This is a genomic window from Alicyclobacillus kakegawensis NBRC 103104 (assembly GCF_001552655.1).
Lineage (GTDB): Bacteria > Bacillota > Bacilli > Alicyclobacillales > Alicyclobacillaceae > Alicyclobacillus_G > Alicyclobacillus_G kakegawensis.
Map to the genome: position 1 here is coordinate 180883 of NZ_BCRP01000004.1, position 18112 is coordinate 198994.

Below are 18112 nucleotides of genomic sequence, written 5' to 3' on the forward strand. Positions count from 1 at the left end.
CCACGCGTCCATGGCCCGCACGTTTGGCGCCGGTTGCGGATTTATCCGTCCAGCCGCCATCCGGCGCCCCAGCTCAGATGCGGATTGTTTCCAGGTGGTCTGTTCAATCCGGCAGCGGTTTGCTATGATAATAAAGAAATCTACCGACTGGTCGGTTTGGATTGAGTCGGTGCGAGGGGGATGAGACGGTGAATCGACGAATTCGCAAGGCGGCCGTGCTCGGTGCAGGTGTTATGGGCGCAGCCATTGCGGCTCACCTGGCCAACGCTGGCCTCTCCGTCCTGCTTTTGGATATACCTCCAGACCACTTGACCGATGCGGAGCGGGCACGCGGCCTCTCACTCCATGACCGCAAGGTGCGCAATCGTCTAGCCGAAAACGGGCTGGCTGCGGCTTTGCGGGCAAAACCAGCCGCGCTGTACGACGCGGCCGACGCCGAGCGGATTGAAACCGGCAATCTGGATGATGACCTCGGCCGCTTGCGTGATTGCGATTGGGTTGTGGAGGCGGTGGTCGAAAACCTGGACATTAAAAGGAACCTCTTCCTCAGGGTGGCCGAAGCGACGGGCGAGCACACCATCGTCAGCTCCAACACCTCTGGCATCTCCATCGCCGCCATGGCGACCGATTGCCCTGTCTCCTTCCGGCGGCGTTTTCTCGGGACGCACTTTTTCAACCCCCCCCGCTACATGAAGCTGCTCGAAATCATCCCGGGTCCGGAAACCGATTCCGAGGTCGTCACCGCGATGGTCGAGTTTTGCCAACGCACATTGGGCAAAGGGGTTGTGGTGGCCAAGGACACGCCCAACTTTATCGCCAACCGCATCGGGACGTACGGATTGATGGTCACGTTGCAGGCGATGGAGAAATACGGCTTGGGCGTCGACGAAGTGGACGCCATCACAGGCCCGGCCATGGGGCGGCCCAAGAGCGCGACTTTTCGCACCCTCGACTTGGTGGGATTGGACACCATGGTGCACGTCGCCCGCAACGTGCAGCAGGCTGTGACGGACGACCAAGAAAGGAAAGCGTTTGCCATCCCTCCTTATATCGAACAGATGGTGTCTCGGGGGTGGTTGGGCGAGAAAACCGGCCAAGGGTTTTTCCGCCGTGTGGAAACCGACAAGGGCCGCGAGATCCTTGCCCTCGACCTGCAGACGATGGAATATCGGCCGCGCAAAAAATTCGCCTCCGCGTCGCTCACGGCGGCCAAGCGCGCTCAGGACGCCCCGTCCAGATTGCGGGCGTTGGTGTATGGGGAGGATGCGGCAAGCCGATTCGCGTGGGACGTGCTCAAGTCGGTCTTGCTCTATACGGCTCGCAAGCAGGGTGAAATCGCCGATGACATCCTGTCGGTGGATCGGGCGATGAAATGGGGGTTCAATTGGGACCTGGGGCCGTATGAGACCTGGGATGCATTGGGGGTTCGCCGTTCGGTTGAACGGATGCGGCAGGAAGGTGAAGAGATTCCAGACTTTGTCTCGGAAATGTTGGCCTCTGGACAGGAAGCGTTTTACCAGCGCAGTGTCGCCTCCAAACCCCGGTTTTACGTCGGTCGCGGCCAATACCGGGACGTTGACGAGCCCAAGCAGATCATTTCGCTCGCCCGCCTGAAGGAGCAGGGAAAGGTCATCCGCAAGAACTCGGGGGCGAGCCTGCTGGATATCGGCGATGGGGTGGCTTGTCTCGAGTTTCACTCGTTCAAACAGGCGATTGGAACCGATGTGATACAGATGATTCAGCAGAGCGCCGACGAGGTGGAAAAGAATTGGCGGGCCCTGGTCATCGCTAACGAGGCTCCGAATTTCTGTGTCGGCGCCAACCTGATGATGATGTTGATGGAGGCCCAGGACGAGAACTGGGACGAGATCCAACTCGCTGTGCACCAGTTTCAACAGGCGATGATGCGCTTGAAATACCTGTCCAAGCCGGTCGTGGCTGCTCCCCATCAGATGGCGCTGGGGGGAGGTGCTGAGGTCTGCCTGGCCGCTCATCAGGTGCAAGCGGCGGCCGAGACGTACATCGGCTTGGTGGAGGTCGGTGTCGGTTTGATCCCTGGCGGCGGCGGCAACAAGGAGATGTTGATCCGGGCGCTGGAGGGAGTCCCGGATGGTGTCCATGAGCGCCTGGACAGTTTTGTGCAAAAGACTTTTGAGACGATTGCTCTGGCCAAGGTTTCCACCAGCGCCAAAGAGGCTAAGCGGCTTGGCATCCTGCGCCACCATGACGGCATCACCTTGCAGCGGGATTTCTTGCTGCACGACGCAAAACAGGTGGCTATCGGTCTGGCTGACAGCGATTTCCGCCCGATGCAACCGCGGCTCGTCCCGGTCGTCGGCGAGGCGGGCGCGGCCCGATTGAAGGCGGGCGTCTACGGCATGCGCGTGAGCGGGCACATCTCGGAGCATGACGAGAAAATCGCGCACCACCTCATCCGTGTGCTGACCGGCGGCAGTGTGGCGAGGGGGACAAAGGTGTCGGAACAGTATCTGCTGGACCTCGAGCGAGAGGCGTTCTTGAGCTTGATTGGTGAGCCCAAAACGCAGCAGCGGATGCAGTACATGCTCAGCCATGGCAAACCGCTGCGCAATTGACGGGGGGAGATTGTGTGAGAGAAGCGGTGATTGTCGCCGGCGCCCGGACTGCCATCGGCAAAGCGCCGAAAGGCAGCCTGCGCACCACTCGGCCGGACGATTTGGCGGCGCTGGTCGTCACGGATTTGTTCCGCCGCGTTCCACAGGTCGCAAAAGAAGAAGTGGACGATGTCATCATGGGCTGCGCCATCCCCGAAGCGGAGCAGGGCATGAACGTCGGCCGCATCGTGGCCCTGCGCTCCGGATTACCGACCACAGTACCGGGCATGACGGTCAACCGGTTCTGTTCATCCGGTTTACAGGCCATCGCGATCGGAGCCCAGCAGATCATGCTGGGAGCGGCCGAGGTGGTGGTCGCCGGCGGCCTGGAGACGATGAGCCTCGTGCCCATGGGGGGATACAACCTCTCGCCCAATCCTTACTTGGTTGAGCACCTGCCGGCCGCCTATATGTCGATGGGCAACACGGCCGAACAGGTGGCGGCCCGGTTCGGCATCACGCGCGAGGATCAGGACGCCTTTGCCCTGCGCAGCCATCAACGCGCGGCCCGAGCCATCGACGACGGGAAGTTCAAAGACGAAATCGTGCCGGTGCCGGTGAAATTCACGGAAACCGATGCGGACGGGCGGCCGCACACGGTCGAAAGCGTGTTCGACACCGATGAAGGGGTGCGGCGGGACACCTCAATGGAGGCACTTTCCAAGTTGCGCCCGGTTTTTCACGCACAGGGCACGGTCACGCCTGGCAACTCGTCGCAGACCAGCGACGGTGCGGCCGCTGTGCTGCTCATGTCGGGCGAGCGGGCGGCCCAGCTCGGGGTCCGGCCCATCGGCGTTTTTCGCTCCTTTGCGGTCGCCGGGGTCGATCCGGACGTCATGGGCGTGGGACCGGTGGAGGCGGTTCCCAAGGCGCTTCGGATGGCCGGTCTGAAGCTGGCCGACATCGACTTGATTGAGCTCAACGAGGCGTTTGCCTCGCAGGCCGTGCATGTGGCGCGCACCCTGGAGTTTCCGGACGACCGGCTGAACGTCAACGGCGGCGCGATTGCGCTTGGCCACCCGATGGGTTGCACGGGCGCTCGGCTCACCGTCTCCATACTCAACGAGCTGGCGCGCCGGGGCGGCCGTTACGGACTCGTCACCATGTGCGTTGGCGGTGGCATGGGAGCGGCCGGCGTTTTCGAACGCGTGGGCTAGAACGCGTAGTTTGAGAGGAAGCAAACAGCAGGCGTGTTTCTGACCGATGCGCAGCCCGATGCGCCGGCGGGATGTGCTTAGGGGTCAAAATGGCCAGAGGGGGAATCTGCCATGACGGCAACTGGACACGAATTGACCAAAGGAGCGGCGTTCTTGATCTCCGAGACGGATTCGGGACGGGTGTTCACGCCGGAGGATTTCAACCAGGAACACCAGATGATCATCGAAACGACTCGCTCCTTCGTGGAACGTGAAATCCTTCCAAACGCGGAGGAACTGGAGCACCAGAACTGGGATTTGACTGTGTCGCTGCTCAAGAAGGCAGGGGAACTGGGGCTTTTGGCGGCCGATGTCCCGGAGGCGTTCGATGGACTGGGCGCAGACAAGGTGACGTCGGCTTTGATTATGGAGTACATGACGCGGGGCGGATCATTCGCGGTCGGGCTCGGTGGGCATGTCGGCATCGGTACGCTGCCCATCGTGTATTTCGGAAACGAGGAACAGAAGAGAAAATACCTGCCGCTGTTGGCCAGCGGCGAGAAACTCGCGGCCTACGCCCTGACCGAGCCGGGGTCGGGTTCGGACGCGCTGGGCGCCAAGACGACAGCCCGCCTGTCGGAGGACGGAAAGCACTACATCCTGAACGGAACCAAGCAGTTCATCACGAACGCGGGCTTCGCCGACCTGTTCATCGTGTACGCCAAGATCGACGGGGAAAAGTTCTCGGCGTTTATCGTCGAGCGCGATTTCCCCGGCGTGTCCACCGGGCCTGAGGAGCGGAAGATGGGCATCAAGGCATCGTCCACCCGCCCGCTCATCCTTGAGGATGCCAAGGTGCCAGTGGAAAATCTGTTGGGAGAGCCCGGGCGCGGGCACGTGATAGCCTTCAACATCTTGAACATTGGCCGCTACAAACTCGCTGTCGGCGCGGTCGGCGGCATGAAAGCGGCGATTGAGACGTCGGTGAAATACGCGAAAGAACGCAGACAGTTCCAAACAGCCATCGCCAACTTCCCGCTCATTCAGCAAAAGCTGGCGGATATGAACATCCGCTGCTATGTGACGGAAAGCATGTCCTACCGCTCCACCGGCGATATCGACGCCCGTCTGGCGGCCCTGCCGGATACGGCTGACGGGCGCGAGGCGGCGCGCGCCATTGAAGAATACGCGTTGGAATGTTCTGTGAATAAGGTCTACGCCTCGGAAGCCCTGGATTTCGTGGTCGATGAAGCGGTTCAGATTCACGGCGGGTACGGGTTCATTCAAGACTACCCCGTCGAGCGGATGTACCGCGATTCCCGCATCAACCGCATCTTCGAGGGGACCAACGAGATCAACCGGATGCTCATACCGGATATGCTGATGCGGCGCGCGATGAAGGGGGACCTTCCGTTGCTGCAGGCCGCCGAGGGCCTGCAGGAAGAACTGATGGGCATGTTGCCGCTGCCAGACGAGAGTGTGCCGCTGGGGGTGGAGATGCATCTGCTGCGAATGGCCAAGAAGGTGCTGTTGTTCGTGGGAGGTAGCGCAGTGCAGAAGTACATGCAGGCGCTGAAGGAGGAGCAGGAAATCCTGGCGGGTTTGGCCAACATCATCATCGAAATCTACGCTCTGGAGAGCGCCTTGCTGCGGGCGGAGAAGGAACTGGCTCGCAGCGGTGAGACGGCTGCCGCCAACAAGATCGACATGGTGCGGGTGTATGCCCGCGAGGCCATGGCCCGCGTCGATCAACAGGCGAAATTTGTCTTGGCGGCGATGGAGGAAGGTGACGTGTTGCGTACGCAACTGGCCGTACTGCGCAAGCTGACCCGCTTTGAGCCGGTCAACAGCAAGCAGATAAAACGGCAGATTGCCGCCCGCGTCATTGAGGCTGAGGGTTACCTGGCCTGATACGCCTTTTTGGCCTTGGCCCTGCGTCTGGAAGTATGCGCGGAATTCCGGTATAACGGGATACAAGGAATATTCCATCAGGCAGAGGTGACGACGGACGTGTTCAGCTCCATGGGTCTTGTGGCGGGATGGTTCCCGTGCCTGGCGTTTTGCCTGGGCTTTGCCTTCTACTTTCGCAAGCGTATGGTCTGGACTCCGACCCTGTTGGTCGCCGCCGGAAGCGCCTGGTTTTTGTGGGCGTACTCGGTTGCCTACCAAGCCTATGTGATGCTTTACTTTTTCCTCTGTTGGTTCGGATGCTGGGCCGCGTCCGCCGCGCGACGCTGGGCGGACGGGCGTCGGGACGGCCGGCGTTCCGACATGCCCTGACCCTGTCCCCCACGCCTTGGAAAGGGATTGGACCGACCCTTGACTGCCGCGCGTCAGGGCGTCGGGAACCAATCTGGCAGGACGTACACGTCGCCGTACCGGACACCGAACTGAATGGCTTCGCTGAGGCTCTGCATATAGATGTCGATATGGTGTCCTTGAATCGCTCCTCCCGTGTCCTGGGCGATACGGAAGCCGATGCCAGGGATGTAGAGCTTGCTGCCGTACGGAATGACGGACGGATCGACGGCGACGGTGACGCCCGCCTGCACCGGTACTCCTGTGGACGTAATCCCGTATGACGGGTCACCGGGGCGCTTGCCGGTGGATTCGTAGCCGGCCGTGTATGCCGTCAGCTCGCAACGCATCGGCGAAGCGACGCGGGTGGCCAAAGAGGCTAAAAGGGACGCGCTGATATCGCCATCGCGGCTGACCAGCTGCCGGATGCTGGCGGAATCCTTGGCTGATGCCGACCCGCTCGCACTCTTGGTCAACTGGCTCATTTCCGGAGAGGGCTGCCAGACTTGATAGGACAGCTTTTCCCCGATCTGCAGGCTACGTGGATTGGTAATATGGTTCTCGGCGATTAAATCCTTGAGCGGGACACCTAACTGTTGCGAGATCCCCCACAGCGTGTCTCCAGCCTTCACCGTGTACGTTCCCTCCAGGGTGGCTCCCGGCCAAACCTGTTGTCCGCCGTTGACAATGCTGGCCCATCCCACCAGCGGCATCGCCGCCAGTGCCACCAATCCTGCCGAGATGCACAAACTCTTTCGGAACAACGGATTTCTCCCCCTCCCAGGGGCGGATTGTGTCCGCTTTCCTGGCGTTTTGTACTAGCAGGATGGACAAGGAATCAAAGTCTTAAACCTCTCTGCAAAAGGGCGCCTAAAATTCGTAGAGTTTGGCGGGAGTGGTAGGGTACACTGGAGAGAGGCGGGCGCTTGGCCCCGCATACGGAAATGGAGGCCGACTATGGAACAGAAGACGATTTCGTTGCCACGTCTGGGAGGACTGACCCCCACCTTGGAATCGACCATGCTCAAGATCACCGAAGAGGTGGGCGAACTGGCACAGGCGATTGGCAAGTTTCGTGGTTTGTCGGGCGAGCGGGACGTGCTGGCGGAGGGGGATGTGGTGCGCGCCATTGTCTCTGAACTCCTCGACGTCGCTCAGACCGCCGTATCGATGATGTTTGTCATCGAGGATCTGTACGGCATCGACATCGCGGCCGAGGTGGACAAGCATGTCGAGAAGCTGCGTCAAAAGGGGTATTTGGAGGGCCCCGGCACGGGGTGAACCGGGGCTCCGATTCACCCCGTGCGGTAGCCGGGGTCATTTGGGTTGGCGGTCTAGCAGCAGGTCTATCTCTTCCCGGTAGCGGCCGTTGGGAGTCTCCAGAATCTGGGGAATCCCACGCAGCACCTCGTGGTGGACGATGCGCTTGAGCGCCTCCAAGCCCAAAGACCCTTCGCCGATGTTGGCATGGCGGTCCTTGCGCGACTGGAACGGGTTTTTTGAATCATTGATGTGGGCTACCTTCAGGCGTTCAAGTCCGATGACGTCGTCGAAGCGTTGCAGGAACCCGTCAAAGTCATGGACGATGTCATAGCCGTAGCTGTAATTGTGGCACGTGTCGATGCACACAGCCAATCGTTCATGGTGCTTAACCAAGGACAGGATCTCTGCGATTTCTTCCAGCGAATTGCCTACCTTCGATCCGTCCCCAGCCATGGTCTCAAGGCAGATATAGAGCGACTCTTCGCCTGTCAAAATGGAGTTGAGCGCCTCCGCGATGCGGCGGATGGCGTACTCGACGCCTTCGCCGACGTGGCTGCCTGGGTGCATCACAATGTAGCGGAATCCGAGGTATTCGACCCGCTGGATTTCCTCGCTCAACACGGAGATGCCGTATTCCCACGTGTCTTCCTTCGGACTCGCCAGGTTGACCAAATAGGACAGGTGTACGACCGGATCGACAATGCCGTGTTCTTTCATGAGGGCCAACCCCTCATCGCGATGGAAATCGGTAATAGGCCGGGCCTTGCCGCCCCGATTGCTGCGTGTGTAGATCATGAAGGTGTTGGCGTCGTAGCTAATCGTCTCCTCCACGGCCGCCAACAGCCCTGTCTTTGCAATGGAGACATTGGCTCCGAGCAGGATGCCAGTTTGCGTTTGCGATGACTTGTCCACCGCCGCTCCCTCCCCTGTACGGTTTGCATGCGCGTGCCGCGCACCCCTATCAGAATGCAGGAAACCAGTCGGATTGTCCAATGTCACGGCGGATTATGCCTGCACGATGTGGGACCAGCGACATAAGGAATTGGGGAAACCGGGGGCTGGCAGCGGTCGGCTGAGCAAGCCTGGCGTCATGTCTGAAGCGGGTTCGGGCAGACTAGGCTGCGGGGGGATGATTGTGCGCACACACAGCCGGCAGCCCTCGCCGCCGCAAGTCCGGTGGCTGCTTGCCATCAGCGCCGTTTTTGCCTTGTCGGTGGGTTTGTCCAATACCTTTGTCAACGTCTACCTGTGGAAAGTGGACCACAGTTACCTTCCCATTGGGTGGTACAACTTCGCTATGTACACCTGTATCCCGTTGATGTTTGTGGCTGCCGGTTGGCTGAGCGGTCGGTTGAGCGCCGCGTGGACCCTGCGCATGGGCATCGCCCTGCATGCCGGCTTCTACCTACTGACGTTGGTCGGGGGAACGGCGCTGGCGGCCCATCCTCGTCCCATGGGGGCCCTGATGGGTTGCGCGGCCGGCTTTTATTGGCTGTCGTTCAATTACTTGAGCTTGCGATTGACCAAGGCGGGCGGGCGCGACCGATTTTACGGCAGCAACGGGGCGTTGGGGGCTGTGGCTGGCATGGCGGCACCTTTGACCGCCGGATTCATCATCTCGCATGAGGACCGATTTGGCGGACTAAGCGGCTACCACGTCATATTCAGCGCCTCGCTGTCCCTGTTCTTGCTGGCCATCCTGTTCACCCTAAAGATGCGCGTGGACGGCGGAGGACGACTACAGATTCGGCGGATTGCCGGCGGCCTGGAAAACCGCTGGTGGCGAAACGTGCTGGCTGGGTGTTTTGTGTACGGTTGGCGCGAAGGCGTGTTTCTGTTCTTAATTGGCCTGTTGATGTATATTGCCACCGGCAGTGAAATGAAGCTGGGAGAATTCTTGTTGCTGCAAAGCGGGCTCTCGTTTTTATCGTTCTCATGGGTGAGCCGCTGGCTAAAACCCGAGCGCCGGCCTTGGGTCATGGGCATTGGGGCCTGTGGGATGGCGGGAGCGGCGCTCTTGTTCTTGCTCCCGCTGAGCGCCCGACTTGTGGTCTGGTACGGGTGTCTGGTGGCGGTTGCCCTACCCATGTTTCTTGTGCCCCTGCAGGGTACTGTGTTTGACGCCATCGGACGTTTGGATAGGACCGGGGAGGACGACGTGGAACACATCATTGCCCGCGAAGTGGTTGAGAACGCGGGGCGAGTGGCTGGTATCGGGGCGTTTTTGGTCATCGTGGCGAAACACCCGACTGTCGGCGCTATTTCCAAGTTTGCCGTGGGGCTGGGTTTCGTGCAGTTGGTTACCTGGGCGCTGGTCAGCACAGGAGGGGCACAAAAACGAATCCAGACGCGCGCTCACACTCGGATGCCCAGGTCTGCAGCCGAATGGGAGAACGTATATTCCAATCGACAAGCCTTTTGGAATCGGCGCGCGCGCCACTGAAGGAGTCAGGAACCCACGTACTGTCGCCTATCGCCGGGCACATAGCCAATCAACTGGGGCGACAGTACTGTGGATGATGGCTCGATACATTTAACGGTTCTGGAAGAAGGCGCGGTTTTTCTCAATAAATGATTTCTCTTCTTCGGGGACAAAGTCTTCCTGGTAAATGGCGGAAACCGGGCAGACCGCCTCACATGCGCCGCAGTCAATGCAGGTATCCGGGTCGATGTAGTACTGATCTTCTCCTTCAACAATACAATCCACTGGGCACGTTTCGACGCAGTCAGCGGCCTTTTCTCCGATGCAAGGCGATGTGATGACGAATGCCACGTGGACTCCTCCTCACTTGTAGGCTGCATTCATGATATACCAGCGTTGCCCTATTTTCAATGGGTTTGCACATCGGATTATGCTAATTCTGAGACCGAGTCGCCGGTTTGCAGGGACCTCTGCGACGGGGCTTGCGCCGTCCGAGCCATAGCGCTTTCCCGCAATCGCTGCCATTTCGTGACCAGGAGCGGGGATAGTTGAGTCGTGGCCACGGCCAAAGCCGCTCCAGCGATGACATCAATCCCGTAGTGAATACGCAAGTAAAGTGTGGAAAAGATGATGAGGCAGGCCAACGGAATGTACAGCCAGGCCCAATTCCGCCGGTAGCGCCAGATATGGATGCACATGACAATGGACAGACCCGTGTGCAGACTTGGGAAGCAGTCTCTGGCGAGGACGACCTGCCCCAGTGTCAACAGGTGGGTGATGCCGCCGACCGGTTGTGCGTAATGGATTGTGAACCCGGGACCAATGGCCGGGACAAACGTGTACGTCAGGTAGCCGATGTAGAAGGTGAACACCGCCGTGAACACGTACTCGCGCAGCGCCTGTGCGTCTTTTGACAACATGAGAAAAATCGTCAGGTAGAGCAGCCCAAACCATGACATGTAGCAACAGCTCAACAGCCAGGTCAATGGCTTCCAGATGATGGGCTGCAGCCATTGGGACGGCTGCCGGCCGAAAAACAACACTTTGTCTATGTGTTTGAGTACGAGGTCATGATCTATTGGGTTCACAATGGAGATATAGAAGATGACACTTTTATACACGGCCATGACGACAAAAAACGCGATGGTCGCGCGCACGCCGACGGCAAACTGGCGCGCCTTGTGGTGCTCGGAGCGCTGCAAGCGGCTGTACAGGGCGGTCAAAAGCAGAAACGCAGCCGTGAGCAGCCACGTGGTGAGATTTTGGGCGATGCCGACTATATTGTCTAGTATTTGCCAGTGATAGCCCGTCACTCCGAAGATCAGGTCAATCCGGCGCGAAAAGAAAAGGAACAACAGGGCTACCGCGGATATAGCGAGAATGCCGAACACTTCGTACAATTCCAGTGTCAACACACCCCGCTTGACACGGAGCCACAAGCCCGACATAAACACCCTCCCAGCTCCTGTGAAGCACATCGCTTCTCGTTCCATGGAACCTAATGGATACTATACCACAGTTATGGACGAGCCTTCATTCCGGTGTTGTTCCATCACTTTTCGTATACCTTTCCGGAGCCGACGGTTCACAAGTGGAGGGAGGCAGGGAGAGTCCGCTTTGGGGGAGGCAGGAATCTGTGGACTTTTGGAGAAAGATGATTGAAGATAGAAAGAAGGTGCTGAATCTTCGGTGGTATACCTCGGTTGTCCTTCCCATATGCATTGAAATATAGCGAAAGGAAGGGATCCCATGTACCAGTGTCCGGTGTGTGGAGAACTTTTGGAAGCCCTCACCAACATCCATTGCCTGTCAAAGCACCAGTGCACGCGCGACGATTTCATCGCCCGCCACGGGGCGCCGAAATTTGTCGCGCCCAAGCTCAGCCGAGAGATTCAGCGCTGGATTCGAGAGTCTCAAGTCATCACGCGCCTTGACTATGAAATCGCGCAGGCGTCGGCTCGCAATCAACTGGGCCGGCGCTATTAGCTTTTTCGCGGGCTCGTTTGATAACCGCCCGCGTTTTCGTCCATACTGGAATCGTGCAAGGGGCGGTGTTCACCTCACCGCCTCTTGCTACACGTTCTTCAGACTGGGGTGTCGCCCATGACTAGCTTTGCGAGCTTCGACGACGGACGCTGCAGCGTACATATCCTTCGCACCGCACAGTTTCATACTCGTCACATCCATGTGAAGATGACCAGGCCCATGCGGCGTGAGCAGGTGACGGCGACAGCGCTGCTTCCGTATCTATGGATGGAAGGAACCGGGGAGCACCCTTCCGCGTTGGAGCTTACCCGCCGCAGCGAAGCCTTGTTCGGCACCGTTTTGCAGACCGCCATTGGCAAACGCGCGGATCGGCATGTGGTCGAGGTGTACGCCGGCATGCCGGAGTCCGCGGCTGAACCGGACACTCTCTACAAGGAAGTCTTGGAACTCGTATGGCAGGTCATTCTCAATCCGGCCACAGAGGGCGGCGTTTTTCCGGCGGGGCACGTGGAGCGGCAGCGGTCTCTCCACCAGAAGCGCATTGCCAGCGTATTGGACGACAAGATCCAGTACGCTTACGAGCGCTGCTTGGAAGAAGTTTCTCGGGATGGGCCCGAGGCTTTGCCCCGTTTCGGCTTTGTGGACGACCTTGAGACCTGCACTCCAACGCGCCTGTGGCAGGTATACGAGGACTTCCTGCGGGAGGCCCGGGTCCATGTGTATCTTGTGGGTCCGTTTGCCGATGCCAAAGCCGAAGCGGAGCGTGTCTTACGGCTCCTGCACAAGGCATTCCCAGGTGCCCCTGATACATTCTCCCCTGTGCATCCGCTGTCTCCGCAGGGCGCCGACGAGCGGCGGGTGGTGGAGGAGCAGGCGGTGATGCAGGGAAAGCTGAATCTGGGTTTGCGCACCGGTATGGCGTACGCAGACGCCAGTTACCCTGCGCTGCTTGTCGCCAACGGGATCTTGGGTGGGTTTCCGCATTCCAAGTTGTTTCGTAACGTGCGGGAGAAGAACAGCTTGGCCTACTACGCGTCCAGCCGGTTGGATGCGCTCACTGGCGTGGTGTCAATCCAGACCGGCATTGAGGTGTCCCGTTATGAGCAGGCCCTTGCCATCATCCGCGAACAGATTGAAGACTTGCGAAACGGCCGTGTCGATGAACAAGAATTGGAGTACACGAAGCTCGGTTTGCGAAACCAATACCGAGTCATGCTGGACCAACCCATGACGATGGCAGACCTGCATTTTACCGGCGTGCTCGCTGGTCATCCACGACCCATTGAGCAGTTGTTGCACGAGATTGAACAGGTCTCGCGGGAGCAAGTCATCCAGGCGGCGGAAAGTTGGCAAGTGGACACGGTTTACTTTTTGAAAGGGCGGGTGCAGGCGAGTGCGTGAGACCTTGATAGAATCTCTGGGCGTCACACTTTATGAAGAAACCCTCGACAATGGACTTCATGTGGCCCTGTTGCCCCGGCCAGGGTTCCAACAGGTGTTCGTGACCCTGACCACCCGCTTTGGCTCCACCGACCAGACTGTGGATGTCCCGGGCCGTGGCGAAGCATGGGTGGTGCCTGACGGCGTTGCTCACTTTCTCGAACACAAGATGTTCGACATGCCTACGGGGGATGTGTTTGCGGACTTCGCCAAGCACGGGGCCGCCGCCAACGCTTTTACCAGCTTTGAGCAAACCACCTATCTCTTTTCCTGCACCGAGGACCTCACCGAGAACACCCGCATCTTGCTCGATTACGTACAGACTCCATACTTCACAGACGCAAGCGTCGAAAAGGAAAAAGGCATCATTGGCCAGGAGATCCGCATGTATGACGACAATCCAGATTGGCGGTGTTTTTTCGGCTTGCTCCAGTGTCTTTATCAGCGTCACCCGCTCCGGATTCCGATTGCTGGAACGATTGAAAGCATCGCTCAGATTGACACGGACCTGCTGTACCGCTGCTACGAAACCTTTTATCACCCGGGAAACATGTTGTTCTTTGCCGCCGGTGGGTTCGATCCGGCCGCGCTGTTGGAGGTTGTGCGTGAAAACCAGGCGGGCAAGGCGTTTCCAGATTGCCCCCGAGTTGAGCGCAATCTGCCAACGGAGCCGGTGGGCATTCGGCAAGGGCGGAATGTGGCTCAACTGGGGGTGAGCCAGGCTCGCTGCCTCATAGGTTGGAAGGACGGGCAGACAGGCTTGGCCGGTGCCGAGCTGTTGCGCCAGGAGCTGTTGACCGGTGTCATCCTGGACACCCTGTTCGGGCGGGGAAGCGATTTTTATCACCTCCTGCTCGATGAAGGATTGATTGATCAACATTTTTCCTGGGAATATGAGGCATCCAACAGCTACGGGTACACCTTGCTCGGGGGCAACACGACGGATGTGGACACGCTGGTGGGAAGAGTCGATGAGACGATTGAATCCGTCATCCGCAAGGGGTTATCCGCGGAAGCGTTTGAACGCAACGTGCGCAAAGCGATGGGCCGGTTTGTGCTTGGATTCGATTCCCCCAGCGGAATAGCCCGCAACTATACCGCGTATTGGGTGAAAGGAGTCGATTGGCTCGACTCCTTGGCGGTGTTGAACAGCCTGACACTGGAGGAGGCCCAGCAGCGGCTCGCCGAACACCTGGTGCCCGAGCTGCGCGCCGTGTCGGTGATTGAGCCCGTCTCTATTGCCACAGGCGCCTAAACGCCCCGCTGATTCGGGTCCCAAATCAATTTGTGCAGCTGCAGGCTCAGTTTCACGTCCGTAAGCTGGTGCGTCCGCATCCATTCCACCAGGCGGGAAGGCGGCATGGCGCCGAAGACAGGGCTGAACAGGACTTGACCCAACTCCACCCACTCGTTCAGGACGCGCAGTGCCGCCTGGAAATCCGCCTCGTCGGCGATGACAAACTTGATTTCATCCTGGGGCAGGAGCAGCTTGTAGTTGCCGCGTATCATGCGGGATTCTTCGCCGCTGGACGGCAGCTTGTAATCGAGAATGAAGCGTACTTTGTCCGCAGCCTCGGCGTGTCGTTCACGCAGGGCAGCAAACGGAGCGAGGTCCACGGCGCCGCCGGTCTCGATATGGATGTCCCGCACCATCGGGATTTCCGCCAACGCCTGCAGCAAGGCAAGCACCTTGTCGGTATACAACAGCGGTTCTCCGCCGGTGAGGCAGACGTAGTGGTTCCCGAGTTCTTCCACCTTCGTTACAATCTCGGCCACGGATGCGGTGAAAGCTGGCGCGTGGGGCGCATAGCTGTATGTGGTGTCGCACCAGCGGCAGCGCAGGTTGCAGTTGTATAAGCGCACGAAGGTGGTGGGGAATCCTGCCTTTGTCCCCTCTCCTTCGATGGTGGGAAAGATTTCGACCAAGGGCAGCTTGACCGAGTGCCATGTCTTGGCTTCCTGTTTGGACTCGTATGCCGCCTCACTGCCCATGGCTTTCCATCCACTCCCGCTTCAGGATGGCGCTGCTGGTCGGGGTTTCGTGCAGGCACAACTCTTCCAGGCGAATCCCACGTTTTTTCCACTCGCCTGCCTGCAAGTGGGCGTCCAATTGCTCCCACATCCATACAATCATGTTTTCCGCAGTGGTATTCATAGGCGGAAGGACCTCGTTCAGGTAGCGATGGTCCAATCGCCGGGCAATCGCACTCTCGTAGATGGCCTTCAGCTCCGCGAAGTCCATGCACAAACCCCGCTCATCCGGAACACCGCTGATTGTGACGGCCAGCCTGTAGGTGTGTCCGTGCAGGCTCTGACACTTGCCGTCATACAGGTGCAGATGGTGAGCTGCATCGAAGGTAAACTCTTTGCGCACGGCCACGCGCCTTTGGTGATATCGAAGCTGTTCGGGGTGAATATCTTCGTATAGTCGCTGTATCTTGCTCGGGATTTCGTAGTCCCCCATGGAAGCCACCTCTCTTGACAGCATCATGCCGCGAATCGGCAGCGGAGTCAAACCTGGATGGCCCTGAGCCCGGATTGCAGGTGCGAGGCGAATTTTCTATCATAGATTTAAGGGCTCATCGTCTTGTTCGCTGCCGCGGTGTCGGCAGGGCGCGTTTCTGTCGTGGGAGGCAGAAACGAGGAAAGAGCTCCATGGGAGGGTTGTGTGAACATTACATACGGTTTGGAAGAAACCCCGAGCGGGGCCGTTTTCATTTTGGCCAGCCTGCAGTGGTTGATGTTTATGGTGGCCAATGTCATCACGGTACCCATCGTTCTGGGCCACGCGTTTTCTCTGAGCGAAGCGCAGATTGCCCTGTTCACCACGCGCACCCTGTTCTTGTGCGGCCTTGTGAGTCTCGTGCAGGGCCTGTGGGGGCATCGCTATGCCATTCTTGAGGGGCCGGCCGGCATGTGGTGGGGCGTATTCTTGGTATTGATTCAGATGACCCACGAGATACACGGGTCCATCGCCGGGCTTCAAATGGACCTGGAGTTGGGTCTGATGGTCGCTGGCGTCCTGTACGTCGTGTTGGCCGCCACCGGTTGGCTGCAAAGGATTCAGGGCTGGTTCACACCGGCGGTGACCGGATGCTTCCTGGTCCTGCTGGCGATGCAGGTATCGCGTGACATCCTGGATGGCCTGCTGGGCATCGGGTTTCGCGGAAGCGCGGCCGTCCAACCGTTGGTGGCCGGGGTGTCTCTGTTGCTCATCGTCTTTACGCTTCTGCTGATGGTGAAGGGGAGAGGGCTGTGGAAGAACATGGCCGTCCTCATTGCGCTGGCGTCGGGCTGGCTGCTATACGGGGTTATCGGCTGGTTGGACATCCCCAGTCGCGCCGGCCAGGCTGCGTTCGCCTTACCCAGTGTGTTTCCCTGGGGTCGACCGGTGTTTCAAGCCAGCATCGTCATCACATGCGGACTCACAGCCCTGATTTTGCTGTCCAACCTCATCGCCAGCATTCAGGCGTTTGCCGGGGTGGCCGGAGAGCAGCCCGCCCCAGGGCGGTATCGGCGGGGGACGCTGGTCAGCGGCCTGGGCACCGCGCTCGCTGGCGTGCTTGGCACCGTCGGTGCGGTGCCGTTGACGGCAGCGGCCGGGCTGGTTTCGCTGACCGGGATTGCTTCACGGCTTCCGTTTTTGGTGGCCGCCGGGGCATTGACGCTCATGGGCTTGTTTCCCATCGTGGGCGAATATGCCGCCACTTTGCCGCCGCCGGTCGGTTACGCGGTCTTGTTCACGGTCTTTGTACAGCTTCTGGGCTACGGGCTGCGCGACATCAAACGATTGGCATTGGACGGGCGTGATCTATGGGTCGTCGGGTTGCCGCTGATGACCGGCGTGGGATTGTTGTTTGTTCCGGGAAGCGCGTGGGAGATGCTGCCGCCGGTCTTTGGCTATCTGCTTGGTAACGGCCTGATTGTCGGGGTTATCCTGGTTTTGTTGCTGGAGCACTGCGTGTTTCGGAGGGGCGGGAAAACAGCTCCCGCTTCCACAGTTGCCGGGCGGGATCGTCCGACAATCGATAGATAGGCAATCGGCGGGGCGAAGGAGGAAACGGCGTTGCAATTGAAGGCTACGCACATGATGGAGACCCTGGGCATCGAGGTCCAGGAATTGAACAAGGACCGGGTGGTCATGACCATGCCGGTGGACGACCGAACGCGTCAACCGTACGGGATGCTGCATGGCGGCGCATCGGTGGCGCTGGCCGAATCAGCGGCCAGTTTCGGGACCGCGCTGAATATCGACTTGGACCGGCAGATGGGCGTCGGCTTGGAGATCAACGCCAATCATCTCCGCCCCAAGCGGGATGGTGTTGTGACCGCAACGGCCGTGCCGGTTCATCGTGGCCGGACGACGATGATTTGGGACATTCGCATCACCGATGAACAGGGAAGACTGGTCTGCATCTCTCGCTGTACGGTGGCGATTGTCTCCCGAGATCGGTCGGTGAGCCAGGTGGGGGAGGGGCAATGAGGCACGTGAGCACCTTGCGTGTGCGGTTTTCCGATACGGACATGTTCGGGCATGTGAACAACGCCCGCTATTTCACATACATGGAGGAGGCGCGCGTGCGTTTCCTCGAGGAGGTTCTGGGGACCCCGGAATTGCCCGTCATTTTAGCCTCCGCCAAGGCAGATTTCCGCGGGCAGACCTTCTTTCGGGACCGCGTTCGGATTGAAACGTGGATCAGCCGGATCGGCGAGAAGAGCTTGGAGTTCTCCTACCGTATGACCCGGGATGCGACGGATGATCTCCTGTTTGAAGGGTCCACCGTTTTGGTCTGCTACGACTATGAGCGCATGCAGTCCATCCCCGTGCCGCAGGAGTGGCGAGACAAACTGACAGCCTTCCTGGAGCCAGCGGACGCGCAGACGGCGTAACAACTCAGGCAGAGGGAGGGGATTGTTCTGTTTCAACAAACAAT

General features: G+C 59.3%; 18 protein-coding genes. 12 read left to right on the plus strand and 6 right to left on the minus strand.

What is annotated here, in order from left to right; all coding sequences use genetic code 11:
• The first annotated feature begins 188 nt into the window (after nt 1-188).
• The 4 genes from AK2_RS04920 (at nt 189) to AK2_RS04935 (ending at nt 6049) form a co-directional block, all read left to right on the plus strand.
• A complete protein-coding gene (locus AK2_RS04920; protein WP_067931979.1) occupies nt 189-2594 on the plus strand; it encodes a 3-hydroxyacyl-CoA dehydrogenase/enoyl-CoA hydratase family protein in 2406 nt (801 codons plus the stop codon).
• A 14-nt stretch (nt 2595-2608) separates the two neighbouring features.
• Nucleotides 2609-3790: an acetyl-CoA C-acyltransferase gene (locus tag AK2_RS04925; RefSeq protein ID WP_067931981.1), complete on the plus strand. Its 1182-nt coding sequence runs from the start codon at nt 2609-2611 to the stop codon at nt 3788-3790.
• Between the two features lie 111 nt (nt 3791-3901).
• Complete coding sequence (locus AK2_RS04930) at nt 3902-5680, plus strand: acyl-CoA dehydrogenase FadE (protein ID WP_067931989.1); 1779 nt, start codon at nt 3902-3904, stop codon at nt 5678-5680.
• Nucleotides 5681-5779: 99 nt separating this feature from the next.
• On the plus strand, nt 5780-6049 hold the full coding sequence (locus AK2_RS04935) for a hypothetical protein (protein WP_157076231.1): 270 nt from the start codon (nt 5780-5782) through the stop codon (nt 6047-6049).
• Nucleotides 6050-6102: 53 nt separating this feature from the next.
• Here the strand turns inward: AK2_RS04935 and AK2_RS04940 are convergent, their stop codons facing one another.
• Nucleotides 6103-6831: a 3D domain-containing protein gene (locus AK2_RS04940; protein ID WP_067931992.1), complete on the minus strand. Its 729-nt coding sequence runs from the start codon at nt 6829-6831 to the stop codon at nt 6103-6105.
• A gap of 193 nt (nt 6832-7024) precedes the next feature.
• Here AK2_RS04940 and AK2_RS04945 point away from each other — a divergent pair, with 193 nt between their 5' ends.
• Nucleotides 7025-7348, plus strand: coding sequence for a MazG-like family protein (locus AK2_RS04945; RefSeq protein WP_067931993.1), 324 nt, complete (start codon nt 7025-7027; stop codon nt 7346-7348).
• A gap of 36 nt (nt 7349-7384) precedes the next feature.
• Here AK2_RS04945 and AK2_RS04950 read toward each other — a convergent pair whose 3' ends face one another.
• Entirely contained in the window at nt 7385-8242 is an 858-nt protein-coding gene (locus AK2_RS04950) for a deoxyribonuclease IV (RefSeq protein WP_245632778.1), read from the minus strand.
• Between the two features lie 217 nt (nt 8243-8459).
• Between AK2_RS04950 and AK2_RS04955 the strand changes: the two genes are divergently transcribed.
• Nucleotides 8460-9773: an MFS transporter gene (locus AK2_RS04955; protein ID WP_067931997.1), complete on the plus strand. Its 1314-nt coding sequence runs from the start codon at nt 8460-8462 to the stop codon at nt 9771-9773.
• 90 nt (nt 9774-9863) lie between these two features.
• Here the strand turns inward: AK2_RS04955 and fdxA are convergent, their stop codons facing one another.
• Complete coding sequence (gene fdxA, locus AK2_RS04960) at nt 9864-10103, minus strand: 4Fe-4S ferredoxin (RefSeq protein ID WP_026962395.1); 240 nt, start codon at nt 10101-10103, stop codon at nt 9864-9866.
• Between the two features lie 77 nt (nt 10104-10180).
• On the minus strand, nt 10181-11200 hold the full coding sequence (locus AK2_RS04965) for a phosphatase PAP2 family protein (protein ID WP_067931999.1): 1020 nt from the start codon (nt 11198-11200) through the stop codon (nt 10181-10183).
• A gap of 301 nt (nt 11201-11501) precedes the next feature.
• Here AK2_RS04965 and AK2_RS04970 point away from each other — a divergent pair, with 301 nt between their 5' ends.
• The 3 genes from AK2_RS04970 to yfmH all read left to right on the plus strand — a co-directional run bounded on the left by AK2_RS04970 (nt 11502) and on the right by yfmH (nt 14433).
• The gene (locus tag AK2_RS04970; protein ID WP_067932001.1) at nt 11502-11738 is read left to right on the plus strand and encodes a hypothetical protein; all 237 of its coding nucleotides are present in this window, start codon (nt 11502-11504) and stop codon (nt 11736-11738) included.
• A 117-nt stretch (nt 11739-11855) separates the two neighbouring features.
• Nucleotides 11856-13139 (plus strand): EF-P 5-aminopentanol modification-associated protein YfmF, encoded by a 1284-nt coding sequence (yfmF, locus tag AK2_RS04975; RefSeq protein ID WP_083520858.1) that lies wholly within the window; start codon nt 11856-11858, stop codon nt 13137-13139.
• Nucleotides 13132-14433 carry an EF-P 5-aminopentanol modification-associated protein YfmH gene (yfmH, locus tag AK2_RS04980; RefSeq protein ID WP_067932005.1) on the plus strand — a complete coding sequence of 434 codons (1302 nt, stop codon included), beginning with the start codon at nt 13132-13134 and terminating at the stop codon, nt 14431-14433. Before yfmF ends, yfmH begins: the two co-directional genes overlap by 8 nt.
• On the opposite strand, the gene AK2_RS04985 is transcribed toward yfmH, so the two are convergent.
• Nucleotides 14430-15170, minus strand: a complete 741-nt coding sequence (locus AK2_RS04985) for a radical SAM protein (protein WP_067932007.1) — start codon at nt 15168-15170, stop codon at nt 14430-14432. The genes yfmH and AK2_RS04985 overlap by 4 nt on opposite strands.
• Nucleotides 15160-15642: a 6-carboxytetrahydropterin synthase QueD gene (gene queD / locus AK2_RS04990; RefSeq protein WP_067932009.1), complete on the minus strand. Its 483-nt coding sequence runs from the start codon at nt 15640-15642 to the stop codon at nt 15160-15162. The genes AK2_RS04985 and queD overlap by 11 nt, the downstream gene beginning before the upstream one ends.
• Nucleotides 15643-15846: 204 nt before the next feature.
• On the opposite strand from queD, the gene AK2_RS04995 reads away from it, so the two are divergent.
• From AK2_RS04995 to AK2_RS05005, 3 genes are read left to right on the plus strand one after another with little or no spacing between them, the layout of a single operon-like run.
• Nucleotides 15847-17214, plus strand: coding sequence for a purine/pyrimidine permease (locus AK2_RS04995; protein WP_067932011.1), 1368 nt, complete (start codon nt 15847-15849; stop codon nt 17212-17214).
• A gap of 30 nt (nt 17215-17244) precedes the next feature.
• On the plus strand, nt 17245-17661 hold the full coding sequence (locus AK2_RS05000) for a hotdog fold thioesterase (RefSeq protein WP_067932017.1): 417 nt from the start codon (nt 17245-17247) through the stop codon (nt 17659-17661).
• Complete coding sequence (locus AK2_RS05005) at nt 17658-18068, plus strand: acyl-CoA thioesterase (RefSeq protein ID WP_067932019.1); 411 nt, start codon at nt 17658-17660, stop codon at nt 18066-18068. The genes AK2_RS05000 and AK2_RS05005 overlap by 4 nt, the downstream gene beginning before the upstream one ends.
• The last annotated feature ends 44 nt before the right edge of the window (nt 18069-18112 follow it).